General features: G+C 72.7%; 13 protein-coding genes and 1 pseudogene. 5 read left to right on the top strand and 9 right to left on the bottom strand.

From position 1 onward, the window contains the following. The first annotated feature begins 76 nt into the window (after positions 1 to 76). Entirely contained in the window at positions 77 to 2437 is a 2361-nt protein-coding gene (gene treY, locus OHU89_RS37615; protein WP_405649408.1) for a malto-oligosyltrehalose synthase, read from the top strand. Positions 2438 to 2797: 360 nt separating this feature from the next. After that, positions 2798 to 4048, top strand: coding sequence for a M14 family zinc carboxypeptidase (locus tag OHU89_RS37610; RefSeq protein WP_405649407.1), 1251 nt, complete (start codon positions 2798 to 2800; stop codon positions 4046 to 4048). Between the two features lie 22 nt (positions 4049 to 4070). On the opposite strand, the gene OHU89_RS37605 is transcribed toward OHU89_RS37610, so the two are convergent. The 3 genes from OHU89_RS37605 to OHU89_RS37595 form a co-directional block, all read right to left on the bottom strand. Next, positions 4071 to 4499, bottom strand: a complete 429-nt coding sequence (locus OHU89_RS37605) for an SSI family serine proteinase inhibitor (RefSeq protein WP_405649406.1) — start codon at positions 4497 to 4499, stop codon at positions 4071 to 4073. After that, positions 4496 to 5860 carry a M14 family zinc carboxypeptidase gene (locus OHU89_RS37600; RefSeq protein WP_405649405.1) on the bottom strand — a complete coding sequence of 455 codons (1365 nt, stop codon included), beginning with the start codon at positions 5858 to 5860 and terminating at the stop codon, positions 4496 to 4498. Before OHU89_RS37600 ends, OHU89_RS37605 begins: the two co-directional genes overlap by 4 nt. Positions 5861 to 6021: 161 nt before the next feature. Beyond that, the gene (locus OHU89_RS37595) at positions 6022 to 6573 is read right to left on the bottom strand and encodes an FHA domain-containing protein (RefSeq protein WP_046260753.1); all 552 of its coding nucleotides are present in this window, start codon (positions 6571 to 6573) and stop codon (positions 6022 to 6024) included. Between the two features lie 185 nt (positions 6574 to 6758). On the opposite strand from OHU89_RS37595, the gene treZ reads away from it, so the two are divergent. Continuing rightward, positions 6759 to 8504 carry a malto-oligosyltrehalose trehalohydrolase gene (treZ, locus tag OHU89_RS37590; protein WP_405649404.1) on the top strand — a complete coding sequence of 582 codons (1746 nt, stop codon included), beginning with the start codon at positions 6759 to 6761 and terminating at the stop codon, positions 8502 to 8504. A 38-nt stretch (positions 8505 to 8542) separates the two neighbouring features. Here treZ and OHU89_RS37585 read toward each other — a convergent pair whose 3' ends face one another. The 3 genes and pseudogenes from OHU89_RS37585 to OHU89_RS37575 all read right to left on the bottom strand — a co-directional run. Beyond that, positions 8543 to 9478 carry an aminoglycoside phosphotransferase family protein gene (locus OHU89_RS37585; RefSeq protein WP_405649403.1) on the bottom strand — a complete coding sequence of 312 codons (936 nt, stop codon included), beginning with the start codon at positions 9476 to 9478 and terminating at the stop codon, positions 8543 to 8545. Between the two features lie 49 nt (positions 9479 to 9527). Then, positions 9528 to 10655 carry an aminopeptidase P family protein gene (locus tag OHU89_RS37580; RefSeq protein WP_405649402.1) on the bottom strand — a complete coding sequence of 376 codons (1128 nt, stop codon included), beginning with the start codon at positions 10653 to 10655 and terminating at the stop codon, positions 9528 to 9530. Between the two features lie 138 nt (positions 10656 to 10793). Then, positions 10794 to 11039, bottom strand: a pseudogene (locus tag OHU89_RS37575) (hypothetical protein); the annotation flags it as partial. Positions 11040 to 11081: 42 nt separating this feature from the next. Here OHU89_RS37575 and OHU89_RS37570 point away from each other — a divergent pair. Beyond that, positions 11082 to 12584, top strand: a complete 1503-nt coding sequence (locus OHU89_RS37570) for a recombinase family protein (protein WP_405649401.1) — start codon at positions 11082 to 11084, stop codon at positions 12582 to 12584. A 76-nt stretch (positions 12585 to 12660) separates the two neighbouring features. On the opposite strand, the gene OHU89_RS37565 is transcribed toward OHU89_RS37570, so the two are convergent. Both OHU89_RS37565 and OHU89_RS37560 read right to left on the bottom strand, forming a co-directional pair. Further along, positions 12661 to 13233, bottom strand: coding sequence for a PDZ domain-containing protein (locus tag OHU89_RS37565; RefSeq protein ID WP_405649399.1), 573 nt, complete (start codon positions 13231 to 13233; stop codon positions 12661 to 12663). Between the two features lie 151 nt (positions 13234 to 13384). After that, the gene (locus OHU89_RS37560; protein WP_405649398.1) at positions 13385 to 14245 is read right to left on the bottom strand and encodes a LysR family transcriptional regulator; all 861 of its coding nucleotides are present in this window, start codon (positions 14243 to 14245) and stop codon (positions 13385 to 13387) included. A gap of 86 nt (positions 14246 to 14331) precedes the next feature. On the opposite strand from OHU89_RS37560, the gene OHU89_RS37555 reads away from it, so the two are divergent. Next, positions 14332 to 15066, top strand: coding sequence for a glutamine amidotransferase-related protein (locus tag OHU89_RS37555; RefSeq protein WP_405649397.1), 735 nt, complete (start codon positions 14332 to 14334; stop codon positions 15064 to 15066). Here the strand turns inward: OHU89_RS37555 and phsA are convergent. Continuing rightward, a complete protein-coding gene (gene phsA, locus OHU89_RS37550) occupies positions 15054 to 16931 on the bottom strand; it encodes an O-aminophenol oxidase PhsA (RefSeq protein ID WP_405649396.1) in 1878 nt (625 codons plus the stop codon). The genes OHU89_RS37555 and phsA overlap by 13 nt on opposite strands. Positions 16932 to 16963 lie beyond the last annotated feature (32 nt).

Below are 16963 nucleotides of genomic sequence, written 5' to 3'. Positions count from 1 at the left end.
GAAGCTAGCCACGCGCGCGAGGGGACGTGCACCGGCCGATGACACGAAAGACGGTGGGGCGGGTACGTAGGTTTGCATGACACCTGAGCGACCCGACCCGGTGGTGCCGACCGCCACGTACCGGCTGCAGCTGCAGCCCGAGTTCCCCTTCGCCGCCGCGGCGGCCGCCGTGCCGTACCTGGCCACGCTCGGCGTCTCGCATCTGCACCTGTCCCCCGTCCTGGAGGCGGTCCCCGGCTCCGCGCACGGCTACGACGTCGTGGACCACGCGCGCGTACGGGCCGAACTGGGCGGCGAGGAGGGGCTGCGCGCGCTGGCCGACACCGCGCGGGAGCACGGGCTCGGCCTGCTCGTGGACATCGTGCCGAACCACATGGCCATGGCCCCGCGCCACAACCGGGCGTTGTGGGAGGTGCTCAGGGAGGGCCCCAAGTCACCGTACGCGCGATGGTTCGACATCGACTGGGAGGCGCAGGGCGGACAGGTGCTGCTGCCGGTCCTGGGCGGCCCGCTCGGCTCGGTCATGGGTGACCTGCGGGTCGACGGCGACGTCCTGCGCTACCACGAACACGTCTTCCCGTTGCGCGAGGGCACCGGGGAACTGCCGCTGCCGCGGCTCCTGGACGCGCAGTGGTACCGCCCGGTGTGGTGGCGGCTGGCCCGTACGGAGCTCAACTACCGGCGTTTCTTCAGCATCTCGGAGCTCATCGGGGTGCGGGTGGAGGACCCGGAGGTCTTCGAGGCCACCCACGCCAAGATCCTCCAGCTGCTCCACGAGGGCGTCGTCGACGGGCTGCGGATCGACCACCCCGACGGTCTCGCCGACCCCGACGCGTATCTGCGCAGGCTGCACGAGGCGACCGGCGGCCGCTGGACGGTGGTGGAGAAGATCCTGGCGGACGGCGAGCCGCTGCCGGCGTCCTGGCCGGTCGCGGGCACCACCGGGTACGACGCCCTGCGGCACATCGACGGCGTGCTCACGGACCCGGCCGGGTTCGGCGAACTCCTCGGCCAGTACCGGCGGTTCGCGGCCCCGCAGACGGACCGGGGCGGGCAGTGGGAGGCGACGGTGCGGCGGGCGGCGTACAAGGTCCTCGCGCACGAACTGGCCGCCGAGACCGAGCGGCTGACCCGGGTGGCGGTCCGGCTGTGCGCCACCTCCCCGGAGCCCGCGCTGCGCGACCGGGCGCCGTGGGCGCTGCGCACCGCCCTGCAGGAGCTGCTGGTCCGCATGGAGGTCTACCGGCCCTACGGCTCCGTCGACGCCGCTTCCGTCGTCACCGAGGAGGCCGCGGAGGAGGCCCGGCAGGCGTTCGTGGTGCCCGAGGAGGCCGGTGCGGTGGACGTGGTCCGCGCTCTGGTGCTGGGGCAGGCGGGTGAGGGGCCCGAGCACGTGGAGTTCGGGACCAGGTTCGCGCAGACCTCGTCGGCGCTGCGGGCCAAGTCCGTGGAGGACACGGCGTTCTACCGCTATGTGCCGCTGCTGTCGGCGACCGAGGTGGGCGGGAATCCGGGCGCACCCGCGGTGTCCCCTGACGACTTCCACGCGTACTGCGCGCGCGTGCAGCGCGACTGGCCGGCGACCGGCACGGCCGTGTCGACGCACGACACCAAGCGCAGCGCCGACGTACGGGCCGCGCTGGCCGTCCTCACCGAGTGCCCGCAGCGCTGGGCCGACGTCCTGGCCGAGGTGACCCGCACCGGCGAGGGGGTGCCGGACGCGCAGGTGGCGTGGGCGGCCTGGCAGACGGTGTTCGGGCTCGGCCCGGCGGATGCGGAGCGGGTGCAGCAGGCGCTGCTGAAGCATGTGCGCGAGGCCGGGCTGTACACGAGCTGGACGGAGCAGGAGCCGCCGTACGAGGAGGCGGTGGCGGCCTTTGTCGCGGCGGGACCGACCGGGGCGCCGGGCGAGCACGTGGCCGCCTTCCGGAGCGCGCTGGGGCCGTCCGTCCGGGCGAACATGCTCGGCACGGCGCTGCTCCATCTGACCATGCCGGGGGTGCCCGACATCTACCAGGGCACGGAGGCCGAGTACCGGGCGTTGGTGGATCCGGATAACCGCCGGCCCGTGCGGTTCCCGCCCGAGGAGCCCGGCGAGAAGGGCGCGCTCACCGCGGCGGCGCTGCACCTGCGCGCACGACGCCCGGCCGCGTTCGGCGACTCGGCGACGTACGCCCCGCTGACCGCCGAAGGGCCCGCAGCGGCCCACTGCCTGGCGTTCGCACGCTCCGGGGAGGCCGTCACCGCCGTGACCCGGCTGTCGCTGCGGCTGACGGAGGCGGGCGGCTGGCGCGAGACCCGGTTGCCGCTGCCACCGGGCCGATGGGCCGATGTCCTGTCTCCGGAAAGGGAGTTCACGGGGCAGGTGCGCGTGGCGGAGCTCTTCGAGGGGCTGCCGGTGGCATTGCTGGAGCGGGTGGAAGCGGATCGCGACTGAACCGGAGCCGCGAACTCACCTCGGGCGTGGGTGCCTTCACCGCACGCCGTCGTACGGCCCGGCCACCGGCTCGTGACCGCGTGCGCTCCTGGAGCCCGGGCCGGGCGGCCGGCGCGCGGTGACGGGCGGCGGCGCGCGCTCGATCGACACCGTGAGCGGCCCCCGGAAAGGGTCCGGACGTGCACGCCGGCGTCCGGGCCCCGTCCCGTCCGACCCCGGCACCCCCGCTGGCACCAACGGCCCTTCATGCTGACGGTAAATGCATCTGGGCGCCCCCTGGAGGCGCCCCCGTTGCGCGCTTGACACTTCACAGAGGGCGTGGGGTACTGCGGATTGCGAAGCCGGGCGGATGTGTCGGGGGTGAGTCTCCTGCCGGAGCTGCGCTACCCCACGGTGACCGAAGTCGTCACGTCCGCAAGGGCGTTGGCCGCTCGTCGGCCCGCTCTCTGCACCCTGCGCCAGATCGGCCGGTCCCGGGCGGGCAGACCCCTGCATCTGCTGTCCGTGGGACATGCCCGGCGTGCCGTGCTCGTCGTCGCCGGCGCCCACTCCAACGAGCCGACCGGCGGTGCGACCCTCCTCGACGTCGCCGAACGTGTGCTGAACGAAAGGGAGTTGAGGCTGGGCACGTCCTGGCACTTCCTGCTGTGCGCGGACCCCGACGGGGCGAGCCTGCACATCACGCCCGCGCCGCGCAGCCTGTTCGACTACCACCTCGGCTTCTTCCGGCCCGCCGGCCACGAACAGCCGGAGTGGTCCCCGGCGGTGCTGCCACCGGACCGACTGCCGCCGGAGACCCGGGCCCTGACCGGCGTCATCGACGAGTTGCGCCCCTACCTCCAGGTCACCCTGCACGGCACCGATCTGGGCGGCAGCTGGGTGCAGTTGACGAAGGACATCCCGGGCCTCGCGGAGCCGTTCGCCAAGTCCGCGGCGGGGCTGAACATCCCCGTCGAGACGGGCGCCTCGGACGCCGCGGGCTGGCCCGCGTCCGGGCCCGGGGTGCATGTGATGCCCGCGCCGGGCGCGGGGGCGGCGTACCCGAGCATGCCGGACGACGCGCGCAACAGCACCTGGTACCACGCGCATCGGTACGGCGGGCTGACCGCGATCGTCGAGGTGCCGATGTGGGCGAGCGACCTGGTCGACGACCCGGCGCCGCATCCGGCCCCGGCCGTCGCGCTGCGGCGCCTGGCGGGGCGGCTGCTGCAGGACGCGCGGCAGGTGGAGCGGGTGCTCGCCGACGCCACGCCGCGTCTGCCGGACGTCGAGGGGCCGCTGCTGCGGGCCTCCAAGTGGGGCCTGGAGCTGGTGCCGGGGCTGGCCGCGGACTGGATGCACACCCCGCCCGCCGACAACACGCGCGCGTACGTGGGCAGCGTGGACGCGTTCGCGCGCCGGCTGCCGCTGCGGGCGGCGTCGATGCTGCTGCGGGTGCTGCTGGAGCAGGACGACCGTGCGGCGCCCCGTCTGGAGCGGTTGGTGGCGACCTGGAGCGAGGCCTTCGCGGACCGCTTCCGGGCCCGCTGGGTGCCGTTGGAGCACCAGATCGAGCACCAGTCCCGCACGGTGGTGGCGGCGGCGATCCACGCGCGCGCGAGGGCGGTCTGAGCCCCGCCGCCACCGGCCGGACTCAGGTGGCGAGGCCGTCGAGCGCGAACACCGATCCGGTCCGGCCGGCCATCACACAGCCGTTGGAGAAGGTCTCCGCGTAGTCGACCGGCCGCCCGTTCCACTGCCCCTGCGCGCGTGCGGTCACCGGGGCGTAGTTCATCGGGCAGTAGGTGTTCTTCGCCGGGAGGGCGGCGAGGTCGCCGGTCGCCGCCTCCAGTTCCGCGCAGGCCTCGGCCGCTTTCCCGTGTCCCTGGGGCGGGTCGCACAGCAGCAGGGTGCCACGGGTGTCACTGGACCGGGCGTCGCCCTTGGCGACCGTGAGGAAGAGCCAGTTGTCGGTGCGGAGGTCCTCGGGCGCCGCCTGCGCGGGGGCCGTGGTGGCGACAAGGAGCGCGGCTGCGGCGAGCAGAGTGCCTCGTGCCGCCTTCGATGCGGTGCAGTTCTTCATTCCAGATGCATCGGCACGGCGGCCTGGGATCCCCACCCCGACTCACCCGAACGGGAGCTCACACGCGCGTGCCGCCCGGCCAGTTCGAACACGGTCTGCACCACCCGCGCCTGGTACTCCACCTGGCGTGCGACGGGGATCCAGCGTGCCCCGCAGCCGTCGCGGTAGTCGGCGCACCACTCGTCGATGAGGCGGTCCAGCTCGGGCAGGGCATCGACCGGATCGGTCCCGGCGGCCCTCACGAGCTGGTGCAGCAGGCCCGCCGTGCGCAGCGTCAGTCGACGGCCGGAGATCCGCAGGGCGGCCAGGTGGGCGGTGCTGAGAGGCGGCAGCGGATGGGAGCCGTCGTCCACATCGGGGTCCCAGGAGTCCGCGATGCCGGGACAGACCAGTAAATAGTCGTCGACCGGTGCGAGCAGCCGCTCCGCGTCCGGGGCGGCGGTGACGAAGGGGCGGACGCGCGCGAAGATGCGCTCCAGGCGCTGGGTGTCGTGGCGCAGGGTGCGGCTGACGCCTCGCAGCACGGCGGCCGCGTCGGTGGGCGGGGAGCCGTCCTCGACGGCGGTCACGCCCCACATGGGCGCCTCGACGATCGCGGTCACGGTGCCGTACCGGTGCGGGTGGTACCAGGTCGACTCGACGGCGGCCTCGGTGATGGCGGCGGCCAGGTCGCCGCGGCGCGGCGGCGGGATACGGAAGACGGCGGGCCCCAGGGCCGGCCAGTACAGGGTGTCGTACGGGCCGAGTTCGCGTGGGATGCCGAGACGGGCCGCGTGGTGGGCGACGCGGCCCGCGAGGCCCGGCAGGTCATGGGTCAGCTCGACGAAGCCGCCGCCCACGTCGACGCCGTGCAGGGAGCACTGGAGGAAGGGGCGCAGTTCGTCCTGGACGTCGAGCAGGGCGCGGGTCTCCGGCAGCGTGACGGCGTCGGCGCCGTCGGGCAGCCACTCGGGCTGTTCGAGGAAGCCGGGCCGGAAGAAGTTCCGGAAGTGCCGGCCGAGGGTGTACGGGCCGTGCAGCCAGCCCTCGTTGCGGCGCAGACCGTCGGGGTCGAGGCTGAGCAGCAGGTTCCAGGTGGCGTCGGCGCCCTCGGTGAGCAGGGGGTCGGCGAGGGCGCGTTCGGCGAGCCGCAGGACGGTGCCGCCGCCCACGGGTTCGTTGGCGTGCGGGCCGGCGACCACGAGGGCCTGGCGGGCGCCGTGGCCGACGGACAGCAGCCACAGCGGTGTGCCCGCGCGGGACGTGCCGACCGTGCGGAGTCTGGCGTCGCCGGGGTGGCGGGCGACGAGTGCGGACGCCCGGGCACCCAACTCGTCGACGGTCGGGTAGCGGAGGAGTGGCGGCAGGGCACACCTCCACAAATATGGTGCCGTCGATTCACCTGATGTGCATGGTGTACGCACAGTGAGTCACGACTTGTGGGGTACGTCAACACCGCGGTCGGCAAAGGGATCTGAGCCCTCGACAGGACGTAAACCCCAGGCCAGAGCTAAGGTTCGGCTCAGTTCACGGGCGCCCCGGCTCAGTCGGCGGAGAGCCGGAACCACATCCGCCCGAAGCCGATCTGGTCGCCCTCACGGACCACGGCGGCTCCGATGACACGCCGCCCGTTCACCGTCGTGCCGTTGGTCGAACCGAGGTCCCGCAGCACCCACATGCCGCCCTGCCGGCTCAGCTCGGCGTGCACCCGGGACACCGTCTCGTGGGTCAGCCTCAGTCCGTTGGCGGGGTCGCGGCCGATCCGCAGCGGGTATCCGTTGCCGGGGTGCGGCAGCAGCAGCTTGGGCAGCCGCTCGGCCTGCCAGGCGCGGCGCAGCCGCTGGGTGAAGCCGGAGACCGCCTCCACGGAGCCGAACACCAGCCGGGAGAAACGCCCTTCGGAGGGCAAGTCGGCGGTGAGCGCCGCGAGTTCGTCCGAGCGGCGGGCGGCGAGCGCCAGCTCCATGCGCCGGATGAACGTGTCGTGCGACAGCCGACCCATAGCGACACCGTCACGGAGCACGTTCAGCGCCTTGTCGCGCTCCGCGTCGGAGAGCCGCGCGGGGTACGTGTTGAACTCGAAGGACGACGTCACGTTCGTGATTGTCGGGCAGTGAACGCCGAGTGTCCAGAAAACGTGAGAACAGCCGCCACGCGCGTGCACCGGACGCCACCTGCCACGACACCCGCCGCAAAAGGGAGGATTCAAAAGCGGATCGGTCCTGTTTGAAGCACCATGGACGGGCTACATCACGGTGAGCAGACGAAGGGGAACCGTCCGTGCAGTTCGAGGTGTGGGCACCGCAGGCCGACCGTGTGACGCTCCAGTGCGACGGCGCCACGCGCGCGTTGGAGCGCGATCCGGAACGGACCGGATGGTGGCGAGGTGAGGCGGAGGCGCAGGACGGCTCCCGGTACGGCTTCGCGCTGGACGACGGCCCCGTGCTGCCGGACCCGCGCTCGCGCCGGCAGCCCGACGGCCCGGACGGGTTGAGCGCGCTCGTCGACCAGGGGCGGTACACCTGGCGCACGGAGTGGGCCGGACGACCGCTGCCGGGCGCGGTCCTGTACGAGCTGCACGTGGGCACGTACACGCGTGAGGGCACCCTGGAGGCGGCCGCCGAGCGCCTCGGGCACCTCGTCGAACTCGGCGTCACCCACGTCGAGTTGATGCCCCTGTGCCCCTTCCCCGGCCGGCACGGCTGGGGGTACGAGGGCGTGTCGCTGTGGGCCGTGCACGAGCCGTACGGCGGGCCCGAGGGACTGAAGCGGTTCGTCGACCGGGCGCACGAGCTCGGCCTCGGCGTGGTCCTGGACGTCGTGCACAACCATCTGGGGCCGTCGGGCAATTACCTGCCCGCGTTCGGGCCGTACTTCACGGACACCCACCACACACCGTGGGGTTCCGCGGTGAATCTGGACGCGCCCGGGTCGGACGAGGTGCGGGCGTATCTGCTCGGCAGTGCGCTGGCGTGGCTGCGGGACTACCGGATCGACGGGCTGCGCCTGGACGCGGTGCACGCACTGGCGGACACGCGCGCGTTGCACTTCCTGGAGGAGCTGTCGACGGCGGTGGACACGCTCGCCGCCGAGGCGGGCCGGCCGCTGTTCCTGATCGCCGAGTCCGACCTGAACGACCCGCGGCTGATCACCTCCCGCGCGGAGGGCGGATTCGGGCTGCACGCGCAGTGGAACGACGACTTCCATCACTGCCTGCACACCGCGCTGACCGGCGAGTCCCAGGGCTATTACGCCGACTTCGGCCGCGCCCCCCTCGCCGCGCTGGCGAAGACGCTCACCGGCGGGTACTTCCACGACGGCACGTACTCGAGTTTCCGGGGCCGCCGGCACGGGCGTCCGCTGGACCGTTCACGGGTCGCCGCTCACCGTCTGCTCGGCTACGGCCAGACCCACGACCAGGTGGGCAACCGCGCCCAGGGCGACCGGCTCGCGGCGTCCCTCTCCCCCGGTCTGCTGGCCTGCGCGGCGGCGCTGACGCTGACCGCTCCGTTCACGCCGATGCTGTTCATGGGCGAGGAGTGGGCGGCGGGGACACCCTGGCAGTTCTTCACCGACCACACCGATCCAGAGCTGGCGGAGGCCGTACGGCGGGGCAGACGGCGGGAGTTCGCCGCGCACGGCTGGAAGGAGGAGGACGTGCCCGATCCGCAGGACCCGGCGACCCGGGACCACTCCTGCCTCGACTGGTCCGAGCCCGCCCGCGAGCCCCACGCGCGCGTACTGGACTGGTACCGCCGGCTCCTCGCACTGCGCCACGAACAGGCCGACCTCACCGACCCGGACCTCGCCGACACGAAGGTGGCGTACGACGAGCAAGGGCGCTGGCTGGCCTTCCGCCGCGGGGACGTGCGGGTGGCGGTGAATCTGGCCAAGGGGCCCGCCACGATCCCTCTGGGGCCGCGTCAGGCGCGTGTACTGGCCGCCTGGGAGCCCGTGGAGGGGCCGGGGGCGGACGGGGTGCTGCATGTGCCCGGGGAGTCGTGCGTGGTGCTTCTGCAGGAGTGAGGGGCCCGGCACGGGTGAGGGTCAGCGGCCCGGCGCGGCTACTCCTCCTCGTCGCCCTCCCGCAGCTCCGTCACCCGCTCCAGCAGGATCGCCTCCCAGGCGTGCCGCAGCTGCACCCGTAGCTCCGGGAGCGGTGTGGCGCCGCGGCCCCCCAGGCGTTCGGCGAGGCGGACGACCGCGTCGCAGCGGGCGAGCCACAGACCGCGCAGGCAGGGGCGGGCGCCGTAGCCGGCGAGGGTGGCGGCGCGGACGGCGGCGGGGGAACCGACGGCGAGGGCGAGCCCCGCGATGTCCTCGGCGGGGTCGCCGACGATCGCCTCGGCCCAGCCGAGCACACCGCGTACCCGGCCGTCGGCGCTGACCACGAGGTGGTCGCCGGTGAGCCCGTGGTGGACGAGGACGGCCGTGCCGGCCTGGGCGGCGAGCTGGACGGCGGCCGCCGAGGTGAGCTGGTGGAGGCGGCCCGCGTCGAACTCGTCGGCGGCGGCGAGGGGTCGGGCCGAGCGTTCGGCGGCTCGCCGCAGTGCCTCCAGGGAGCGCGGGGCGGTGCGCGGAACGCCGAGGGTCTCGGCCTGCCGGGTGGGCACCTCGCGCAGACCGGTGAGCAGCGCGGCCAGGTCGGCCTCGCCGACGGCGGAGACGTCGTGCTCGCGCGCCGAGCCGCCGGGGAGCAGGGCGTCGAGCGTGTAGGTCAGCCCTGGCGTCCACTCGCCGTTGGCCACGCTCGTCGGGACGGCGGCCGGGATGTGCGGTCGGACGAGGTCGCGCAGCCGCAGTTCGCGGCGCTGGCGCAGGGCGGCCTCGCGGTCGGGGGCGAGGCGCAGCACATGGCGGGTGCCGACCCACCAGGTGGCGGGCTCGGCGCTCTCGGCGACGGGCCGGACCTCGGGTCCGGCGCCGGCCGAGGCGTCCTTGAGGAGGGAACGGACCAGCCGGCGGACGGTGTCCGCGGTGGGTGTCGGTGCCTGGGTCATGGTCGCGCCGTAGTCACTCGGGGGGTGTGCCGGGGCTCCTGATGGCTTCTCAGTCCACTATGACCATGTCGCGGGCCGTGTCGTTGAGGCGGCGGCCGCCGTCCTCGGTGACCGTGACGATGTCCTCGATGCGCACCCCGAAGCGTCCCGGCAGATAGACGCCAGGCTCGACGGAGAAGCACATGCCGGGGACGAGGGGCTGCTGTTCGCCCTCGATCATGTACGGCGGTTCGTGCGTGGTGACGCCGATGCCGTGGCCGGTGCGGTGGATGAAGTACTCGCCGTACCCGGCGTCGGCGATGACCCTGCGGGCCGCCCGGTCCACCTCCTGGCAGGCGACGCCGGGGCGTACCGCGCGGAAGCCGGCCTCCTGGGCCTCGCGCACGAGGTCGTGGACCCGGCGTTCCTCGTCGGTGGGTTCGCCGACGTGGACGGTGCGGGAGGTGTCGGAGCCGTAGCCGTCCTTGAGGCCGCCGAAGTCGAGGACGACCATGTCACCGCGCTCGATGACCCGGTCGCCGACCTCGTGGTGCGGGTTGGCGCCGTTCGGGCCCGAGGCGACGATGGTGAAGTCGACCTGGGAGTGCCCGTGGCGGCGCAGCAGCCCGGCGAGGTCGGCGGCGACCTCGGACTCCCGGCGGCCGCCGAAGGCAACCTTGCGGATCTCCTCGAACGTCGCGTCAGCGGCTGCTCCCGCGGCCGCCAACAGCTCCAGCTCCGCCGCGTCCTTGACGGCCCGCAGCATCGGCAGGGCGTGGGTGAGGGAGGCGTACGAGGTGCCGGGGAGCGCCTTCTGCAGGCCCAGCAGGTGCATCGCCCAGGCGTTGTCGCTGATGCCGAACCGGCCGCCGGAGTCCAGGAGGGCGGCGGTGGCGGCGTAGGGGTCCTTGCCGTCGGTCCAGTCACGCAGGGTCATCGCGGGCGCGCCGGTGGCGTGGGCGGCGTCCGGGGCCTCCAGGGTGGGGACGACGAGGACGGGGTCCTGGCCGGCGGCGAGGACCAGCAGGGTGAGCCGTTCGGTGATCGCGGTCGGGGTGTAGCCGGTGAGCCAGACCAGGTCAGGGCCGGGTGCCACGAGGAGTCCGGCGAGTCCGGCGTCGGCGGCCGCCCGGGCGGCGCGCTCCATGCGGGCCCGGTAGTCGTCGGCGGTGAAGGGCGCGAGCGTACGGCCGGTCATCCGGGCCTCCCTGGGCGGACAAAGGGACAACGGGGGCTACGGGCAGCATCCTGCCCGGACAGCGGGGGCCGCGCGAGCCGGTTCGCGGTGTTTTCCGAGGATGCGGCGGGTGTGTGCGGGGGTCCGTCGGCCATGGCGTCAGTTCTCCAGGGCCAGGCGGACACCGAGCAGGAGCAGCACACCTCCGGAGACCTGCTCCAGGCGCCGGCGCACTCCGGCCCGGGACAGCAGGGTGCGCATCCGGCCGACGAACCACACGTACAGGCCGTAGTAGCCGACCTCGTAGACGGCCCAGAGCGCGGCGAGTCCCACCTCCCCACTGCCCGGAGGCCATGGGAGGCCTCCATCGGCAGATGTGGGAACCCAAAGTATGAACTGCGGCAGAATCTACACTCGTTCCGTTGGCAACCACGTTAAGGTTCCGTCATGACTGAAGCACCCTCACGGGTCCTCCTCTACGCTCGGGTCTCCCGCACGGCCGACAACTCGACGTCGATCGCCCGCCAACTTGCCGAGGGGCGCGAGCAGGCCACGAGACGGTGGCCTGGCGCCTCCGTCCTGACGTTCACCGACGACGGCGTGAGTGGCGCCGTGGACCCACACCGGCGGGAGGGATTCAGGGCGCTCATGGCGGAGTGGCGCCCGGGGGATGTGCTGATCTTCTGGCGCCTGGACCGGCTGGCGCGCTCACTCCTGGGGTTCGCAGACACGATGCGGTCCGCGCAGGAAGCCGGGGTCATGCTGCTCTCCGTTCACGATGTGTTCGACCTGACGACGCCGGACGGGAGGATGCAAGCCAACATTGTGGCGACTTTTGCCGAATGGGAGCGCGAACTCATCCGCGCACGCGTGGCAGCCACCCGCCGAACGCTCCACAAGGCAGGCCGTTGGCCCGGCGGGAGAGCGCCCTACGGGCTCATGGCAGCTCCGCACCCGGACGGGGAAGGCAGAACGCTTGTCCGTGACCCCAAGGCAGCCAAGGTGATCCGGGAGGTTGTGGCCCGCGTCAGTGACGGAGAGGGAATCACGGCCGTGGCACGGGACCTCCAGGACCGAGGCATCCCGTCGCCAAGGATGCACACGTCCGTCAAGCCCGACCCGAAGCCTTCGGCGTGGTCGTCGGCATCCGTGCGCGACGTACTCGGTCATCCCAACATCGTGGGCCATCAGGTGGATCCCATGACCGGCCGTCTCGTCCGGGAGAAAGGCCTCCCCGTGGAGGTATGGGAACCGATCGTCAGCGTGCATGAGCGAGACCGCGCCATGGCAGCGCTCCCCACAGTCACCGGCAGGGCCGCCACGAGGGACCGTCATCCGCTGTACGGCGTCGTCACCTGCGGGGTCTGCGGCTCGAACATGCACCGCACGTCAGGCAGCAACGGCGAGACATCCGCGTTCAAGTGCGACGGGGGCCGTAAGGACTCCCACGGCGTCGTCACCGCCCGCATTGCGGACGTGGAGGCGTACGTTCAGGCGAGTGTCCTGGAGTCCCTGGGAGGTGCACTGTACGCACAGCGGAAGTGGGTTGGAGGTGCGGATTCCCGGGCCGACCTGGAGCGGCTCCGGGCCTTCCTGGCGGAGCTGGAGGAAGACCGAAAGGCCGGTCTCTACTCCACACCAGAGGGCCGCGACAGGTTCCGCCGCCAGTACGCCGATACGGAACAAGAGATCCACGAGCTGGAGGCCCGACCCGTCGTCGAGAGCGGCTGGCAAGTCGTGCCGACGGAGGACCGGATGGGGGACGCGTGGGAACGCTGGACACCGGACGAGCGTGGTTCATGGCTCCGCGACTCCGGCGTGACCGTCGCCATCTCCCGCCCTGCCGTGAAGCGCACTCGGGTACTTCTGGCGAACCGGGCCACCGTTGATTGGGGCACACTCCCGGAGCTGTACATGGAGCTGAACGCTCTCAGCGTGGACATGGACTGACACACCGCACAACCACCCGACCCCTTTCCCGGATCCGCTCCCGGACGGGGCGTTCGTCGCCTCCCCACAACATGGGTCATGTGACGATGCCCGGCGTCGCCGTCAACTGTTGGTAGCCACCGCTCTGGTGACGAACTGTCAGGGTGATCTCCTTGCCGGGGCGGGTGCCGGCGACGGCACGGGCGAGGTCAGCGGCCGAGTCGACGCGGGCCTTGCCGACCTGGAGGAGTACGTCGCCCCGGACCAGGCCCGCCGTGAAGCCGGGGCCCGGCACATGCACGCCGACGATCAGGGCGCCCGCCTTCTCGGCGTCGACGGCCTCCACGCCGAGGGCGGCCGTGGGCGGGGCCGGCGCGGGGGTGGGCGACGGCGAGGGCGACGACGGGGCGGAGCGGGTCGAGGCGGGCGGGGTCCGCTCCATCTGCCGCTGCAGCTCGGCGAGTCTGCTCATGCCGATCACCGTGGCACCGACCGTGCCGAGTCCGACGCCGGACAGGACCAGGACCGTTCCGACGAACAGCCCGAGCAGCAGGGTCCGCAGCCTTCGGCCGCGGCGGGGCGCGGCGTGCGGATGCCGGGTGGCCCGGGGTTTGCTGGCGCCGGGATCCTGGCCTGGCATCGGCTTCGGACGCAACGCGGTCTGTTCCATGGCTTGCCTCCGGCGGACACGGGGTCGCTCCCGGCTGGTGCTCTACCCGGGACAACGGCGCCGGACGAGCCACGAACGAGTGAGACTGACTGGCGGTCAAGAACGGGAAGCCATGGGTGTTCGGGCCGATCGACAACACGCACGTTCGAGCTCAACCTGTCAGCACGTCCACCAGCGCCGCCGCCGCTCCCCGCAGCACCCCCGCGTGGACCAGTTCTGTGCGATGGACGACTCGCGGCTCCGTGACCGGAACGGCGACCGTGCCGGGAATTCCCGTCGCCGCCGAGCGGGGCAGCAGGGCCAGGCCCCGCCCCGCCGCGGCCAGGGCGGTGAGGGTGCGGACGTCCGTGCCGTCGTAGCGCAGTGCGGGGCGGAACCCGTGGCCGCCGTTCGCCGCGCGGAGATGGGTCAGGGGCAGGCCCGCGTCCGGGGCGTCCAGCCAGCGGGCGTCGGCGAGGTCGGCGAGGCGCAGACCGGAGCGGCGCGCGAGCGGATGCGCGTCGGGCAGCAGCACGCACACGGGCTCCTCGCCGGCACCGCGCGTGGTCAGCGGCGCCACGTCGGGCAGCCGAAGCGGGTCGCTGGGGGCGGCCAGGCCGTCGACCAGGCCCAGGTCCGCCGTACCGGTGGCGACGGCCACCGGAACAGCCTCGCGGGCGAGCACCCGCAGGGTCACGCCCGCGGCCGGAAGCGCGGCCAGGACATGGGCCCCGAGCGCGGTCGGGGCGGCGGCGAGAGCCAGCCCGTGCTCGGGCGCGGCCGCCATCCGTACGACGTCCGCGCGGGCCGCGTCCAGACGCAGCAGCAGTGGGCCCGCGTGTTCGAGGAGCCGCTCGCCGGACGCCGTGGGCAGGACGGGACGGCGGGTCAGCAGCGGGGCGCCCAGGTCCTGTTCGAGGGCCTGGATGTGCTGGGACACGGCCGACTGTGTGTAGCCCAGCTCGCGGGCGGCCTCGGAGAAGGAGGCGAGGCGGGCGACGGTGACATAGGTGCGCAGGAGGTGCGGGTCCATGCCCCCAGGGTCCCATCAGCTCTGCTTATCGGGAGTGCAGAAATCATCGTTGGACGCGATCCGGCGGCCGCGCCCAGGATGAAGCCATGACGAACTCAGCAGCCGTGAGCGCCCGGATCGCCCTGGTCGGCGACCGCTCCCCCAGCGTCGTGTCCCACACCCGCATCCCCCTTCTGATGGACTCCCTCGCCGAACGCGACCGGCTCGTCCTGGACGCCTACTGGATCCCGTCCGAGGACGCCGAGGCGGAGGGCGCCGTCAGCGGGTTCGACGCGGTGTGGGTGGTGCCGGGCAGCCCGTACCGCAGCGAGGAGGGCGTGCTCGCGGCGATCCGCACCGCGCGCGTGGAGGGCATTCCGTTCCTCGGTACGTGCGCCGGGTTCCAGCATGCGCTGCTGGAGTACGCCCGTGACGTGTGCGGCCTCGTGCGCGTGGCGCACGCCGAGACCGACCCCGACGCCGAGGACCTGCTCATCGAGCCGCTGGCGTGTTCCCTCGTCGGCCACGAGGGCGTGGTCACCATCGAGCCGGGCTCGCTCGCCCAGTCCGTGATCGGATCGGAACGCACGGTCGAGCGCTACTTCTGCGCCTACGGCGCGTCCCGCCATCTCGACACGCTGCGCGCGCACGGGCTGCGCTTCTCCGGGTACGACGAGGACGGAAACGTCCGGATCGCCGAACTGCCGGGCCACCCCTTCTTCCTGGCCTCGCTGTTCCAGCCCGAGCTGGCCGGCGACGGCTCGCGCCCGCACCCGATGGTCCGGGCGCTGGCGCGAGCCGCGGTGGAGCACGCCGTGCGGTACCGGGGTCAGCCCGTGTGACCCTCCCTGTGGCCGCCGTGGTGGCCGCCGCCGTGGTCGAACTTCAGGGCCTCGGGCGGCATGACGACGAAGGGCCGCATCATGCCCATGTCCTCGTGCTCGAGGAAGTGGCAGTGGTACATGAACCGGCCGTACGCCCCGTCGAACCTGCCCATGATGCGCAGCATCTGGTTGCCCGGGACCCGGTAGACGTCCTTGTGGCCCAGTTCGTTGGGTGCCAGCGGAATCTTCCTGGTCGGGTCGTACGCGATCGGTGTGCGGGTGCCGCCCACCGCCGGGTCGAAGCCCGTCACCACGTACGGGTCCCGTCCCATCGCTTGGAAGTCGGCCAGGTGGATGTGCATCGGGTGCGGAATCGGCGCGAGGTTGAGGAAGCTCCACTGTTCGTGGCTGCCCTCGGCGATGGTGAAGCCCAGGCCGTCGTTGAAGGTCCGGGCCGTGCGCCGGTAGGTCTTCGTGGTGCCGTCCGGACCGGTGACCTGGATGATGCCCTCGGCGGGAAACTGGATACCGCTCGCGTCCTCGACCTCGGCCGTCTCCCAGATCTCCGGGTGTCCGCCGCCGCCCTTGGTGCCGGGCGGAGTGAGCACGATCAGCCGGTGGCCGTGCGCCACGTCGTGCGTCATCCGGCGGAAGGAACCCGAGAGCATCTCCGGCAGCTCGAAAGTGTCGGTCTCGCAGGACTCACGGACCCGGAACTCCATGACCGCCGGGTAGCGCACATTGCCCACCGGGTCGGGCACGCCCACGGGCTGGTTGGGGCCCTTGTTGACCAGCCGGAGCCGGCGGCCCGCGAGGCCGCGGAAGTCGACCAGCAGGTCGAAGCGCTCGGCCGGGGCGGCGGTCAGGGTGGGCAGCGCGCCGTCGAAGTCGATCGGCACGGGCCGCGGCAGCAGCCCGCCGTCGCTGCCGATCTGATGCACGATGCCCGGCACCGGGTTGTCGTCCTCGTCCACCAGGACCAGGTCGTAGATCCGCGCGTTCGACGCGTTCACCAGGCGGAAGCGGTACCAGGCGTCGTCCACGTCGGCGTACGGCCAGATGCGGCCGTTGACCGTGGTGTACGGGCCGAGGAACGGTGTCGTGACCGGCTTGCCCGTCTCCGGGTGGGACGGGTTCACCACGATCGTCTTGTGCAGCAGCCGGCCGTTGAGAAGACCGTCCTCGTCGGTGTCGAGGTTGCGGTCGGCGAGCAGAAGCGGGATCTCCCGCTCCCCGTAGGGGAGATGGAGCGCGTCCTCCTCCTCGTCACGGACCAGGTAGGTGCCGTACAGGCCCGCCATCACGTTCCACCGCGTGATGTTCATGGCGTGGTCGTGGTACCACCACTGGACAGCCTGGTGGTCGTTCGGGTATTCGGATAGCTGGGCGTCGCCGAAACCCACGGCGTTGTCCGCCCAGCCGTCGTTGCCGCCGCCCGTCTGGGCGCCGTGCAGATGGGTCACCGACCAGGCGGGCAGGGCGGCCACGTCCGCGTCCGGCTTGACGCCGCCGCGGCCGGGCTCGGTGGTGGCGGGCGGAGTGCCCGCCGGGCGGACCGGCACCTCGACGGCGGTGACCGGGTATTCGCTGCCCTTGGGTACGCGGTTGGTCCAGGCGATGCGGAGCCGCTGTCCGCGCCGCACCTCGAGGGTGGGGCCGGGCACCAGGCCCTCGTACCCCCACATCAGGGTCGGCGGCAGTTGCGGATGCAGCCGGACCCAGGTCGGCTGCAGGGCGATCTCCGTCTCACGCAGCACATCGCCGGTGGCGGGCCGCAGGACGGGCGGGACGGGCAACGGTGCGACATACGGCGCCAGTTCGCCCGGTGCCGCCTCCTGCTCCCCCTTGTCGCTCTCCGTGATCCTCTCGATGATGTCGGTCAAGGTCGAACACCCCCGTGTGTTCTGTGGTCTTG

The sequence above is a fragment of the Streptomyces sp. NBC_00019 genome, assembly GCF_045041015.1.
In the GTDB taxonomy this organism is placed as follows: domain Bacteria; phylum Actinomycetota; class Actinomycetes; order Streptomycetales; family Streptomycetaceae; genus Streptomyces.
The sequence above is the reverse complement of the archived record's forward strand: the minus strand, read 5'-3'. Positions and strand labels throughout refer to the sequence as shown.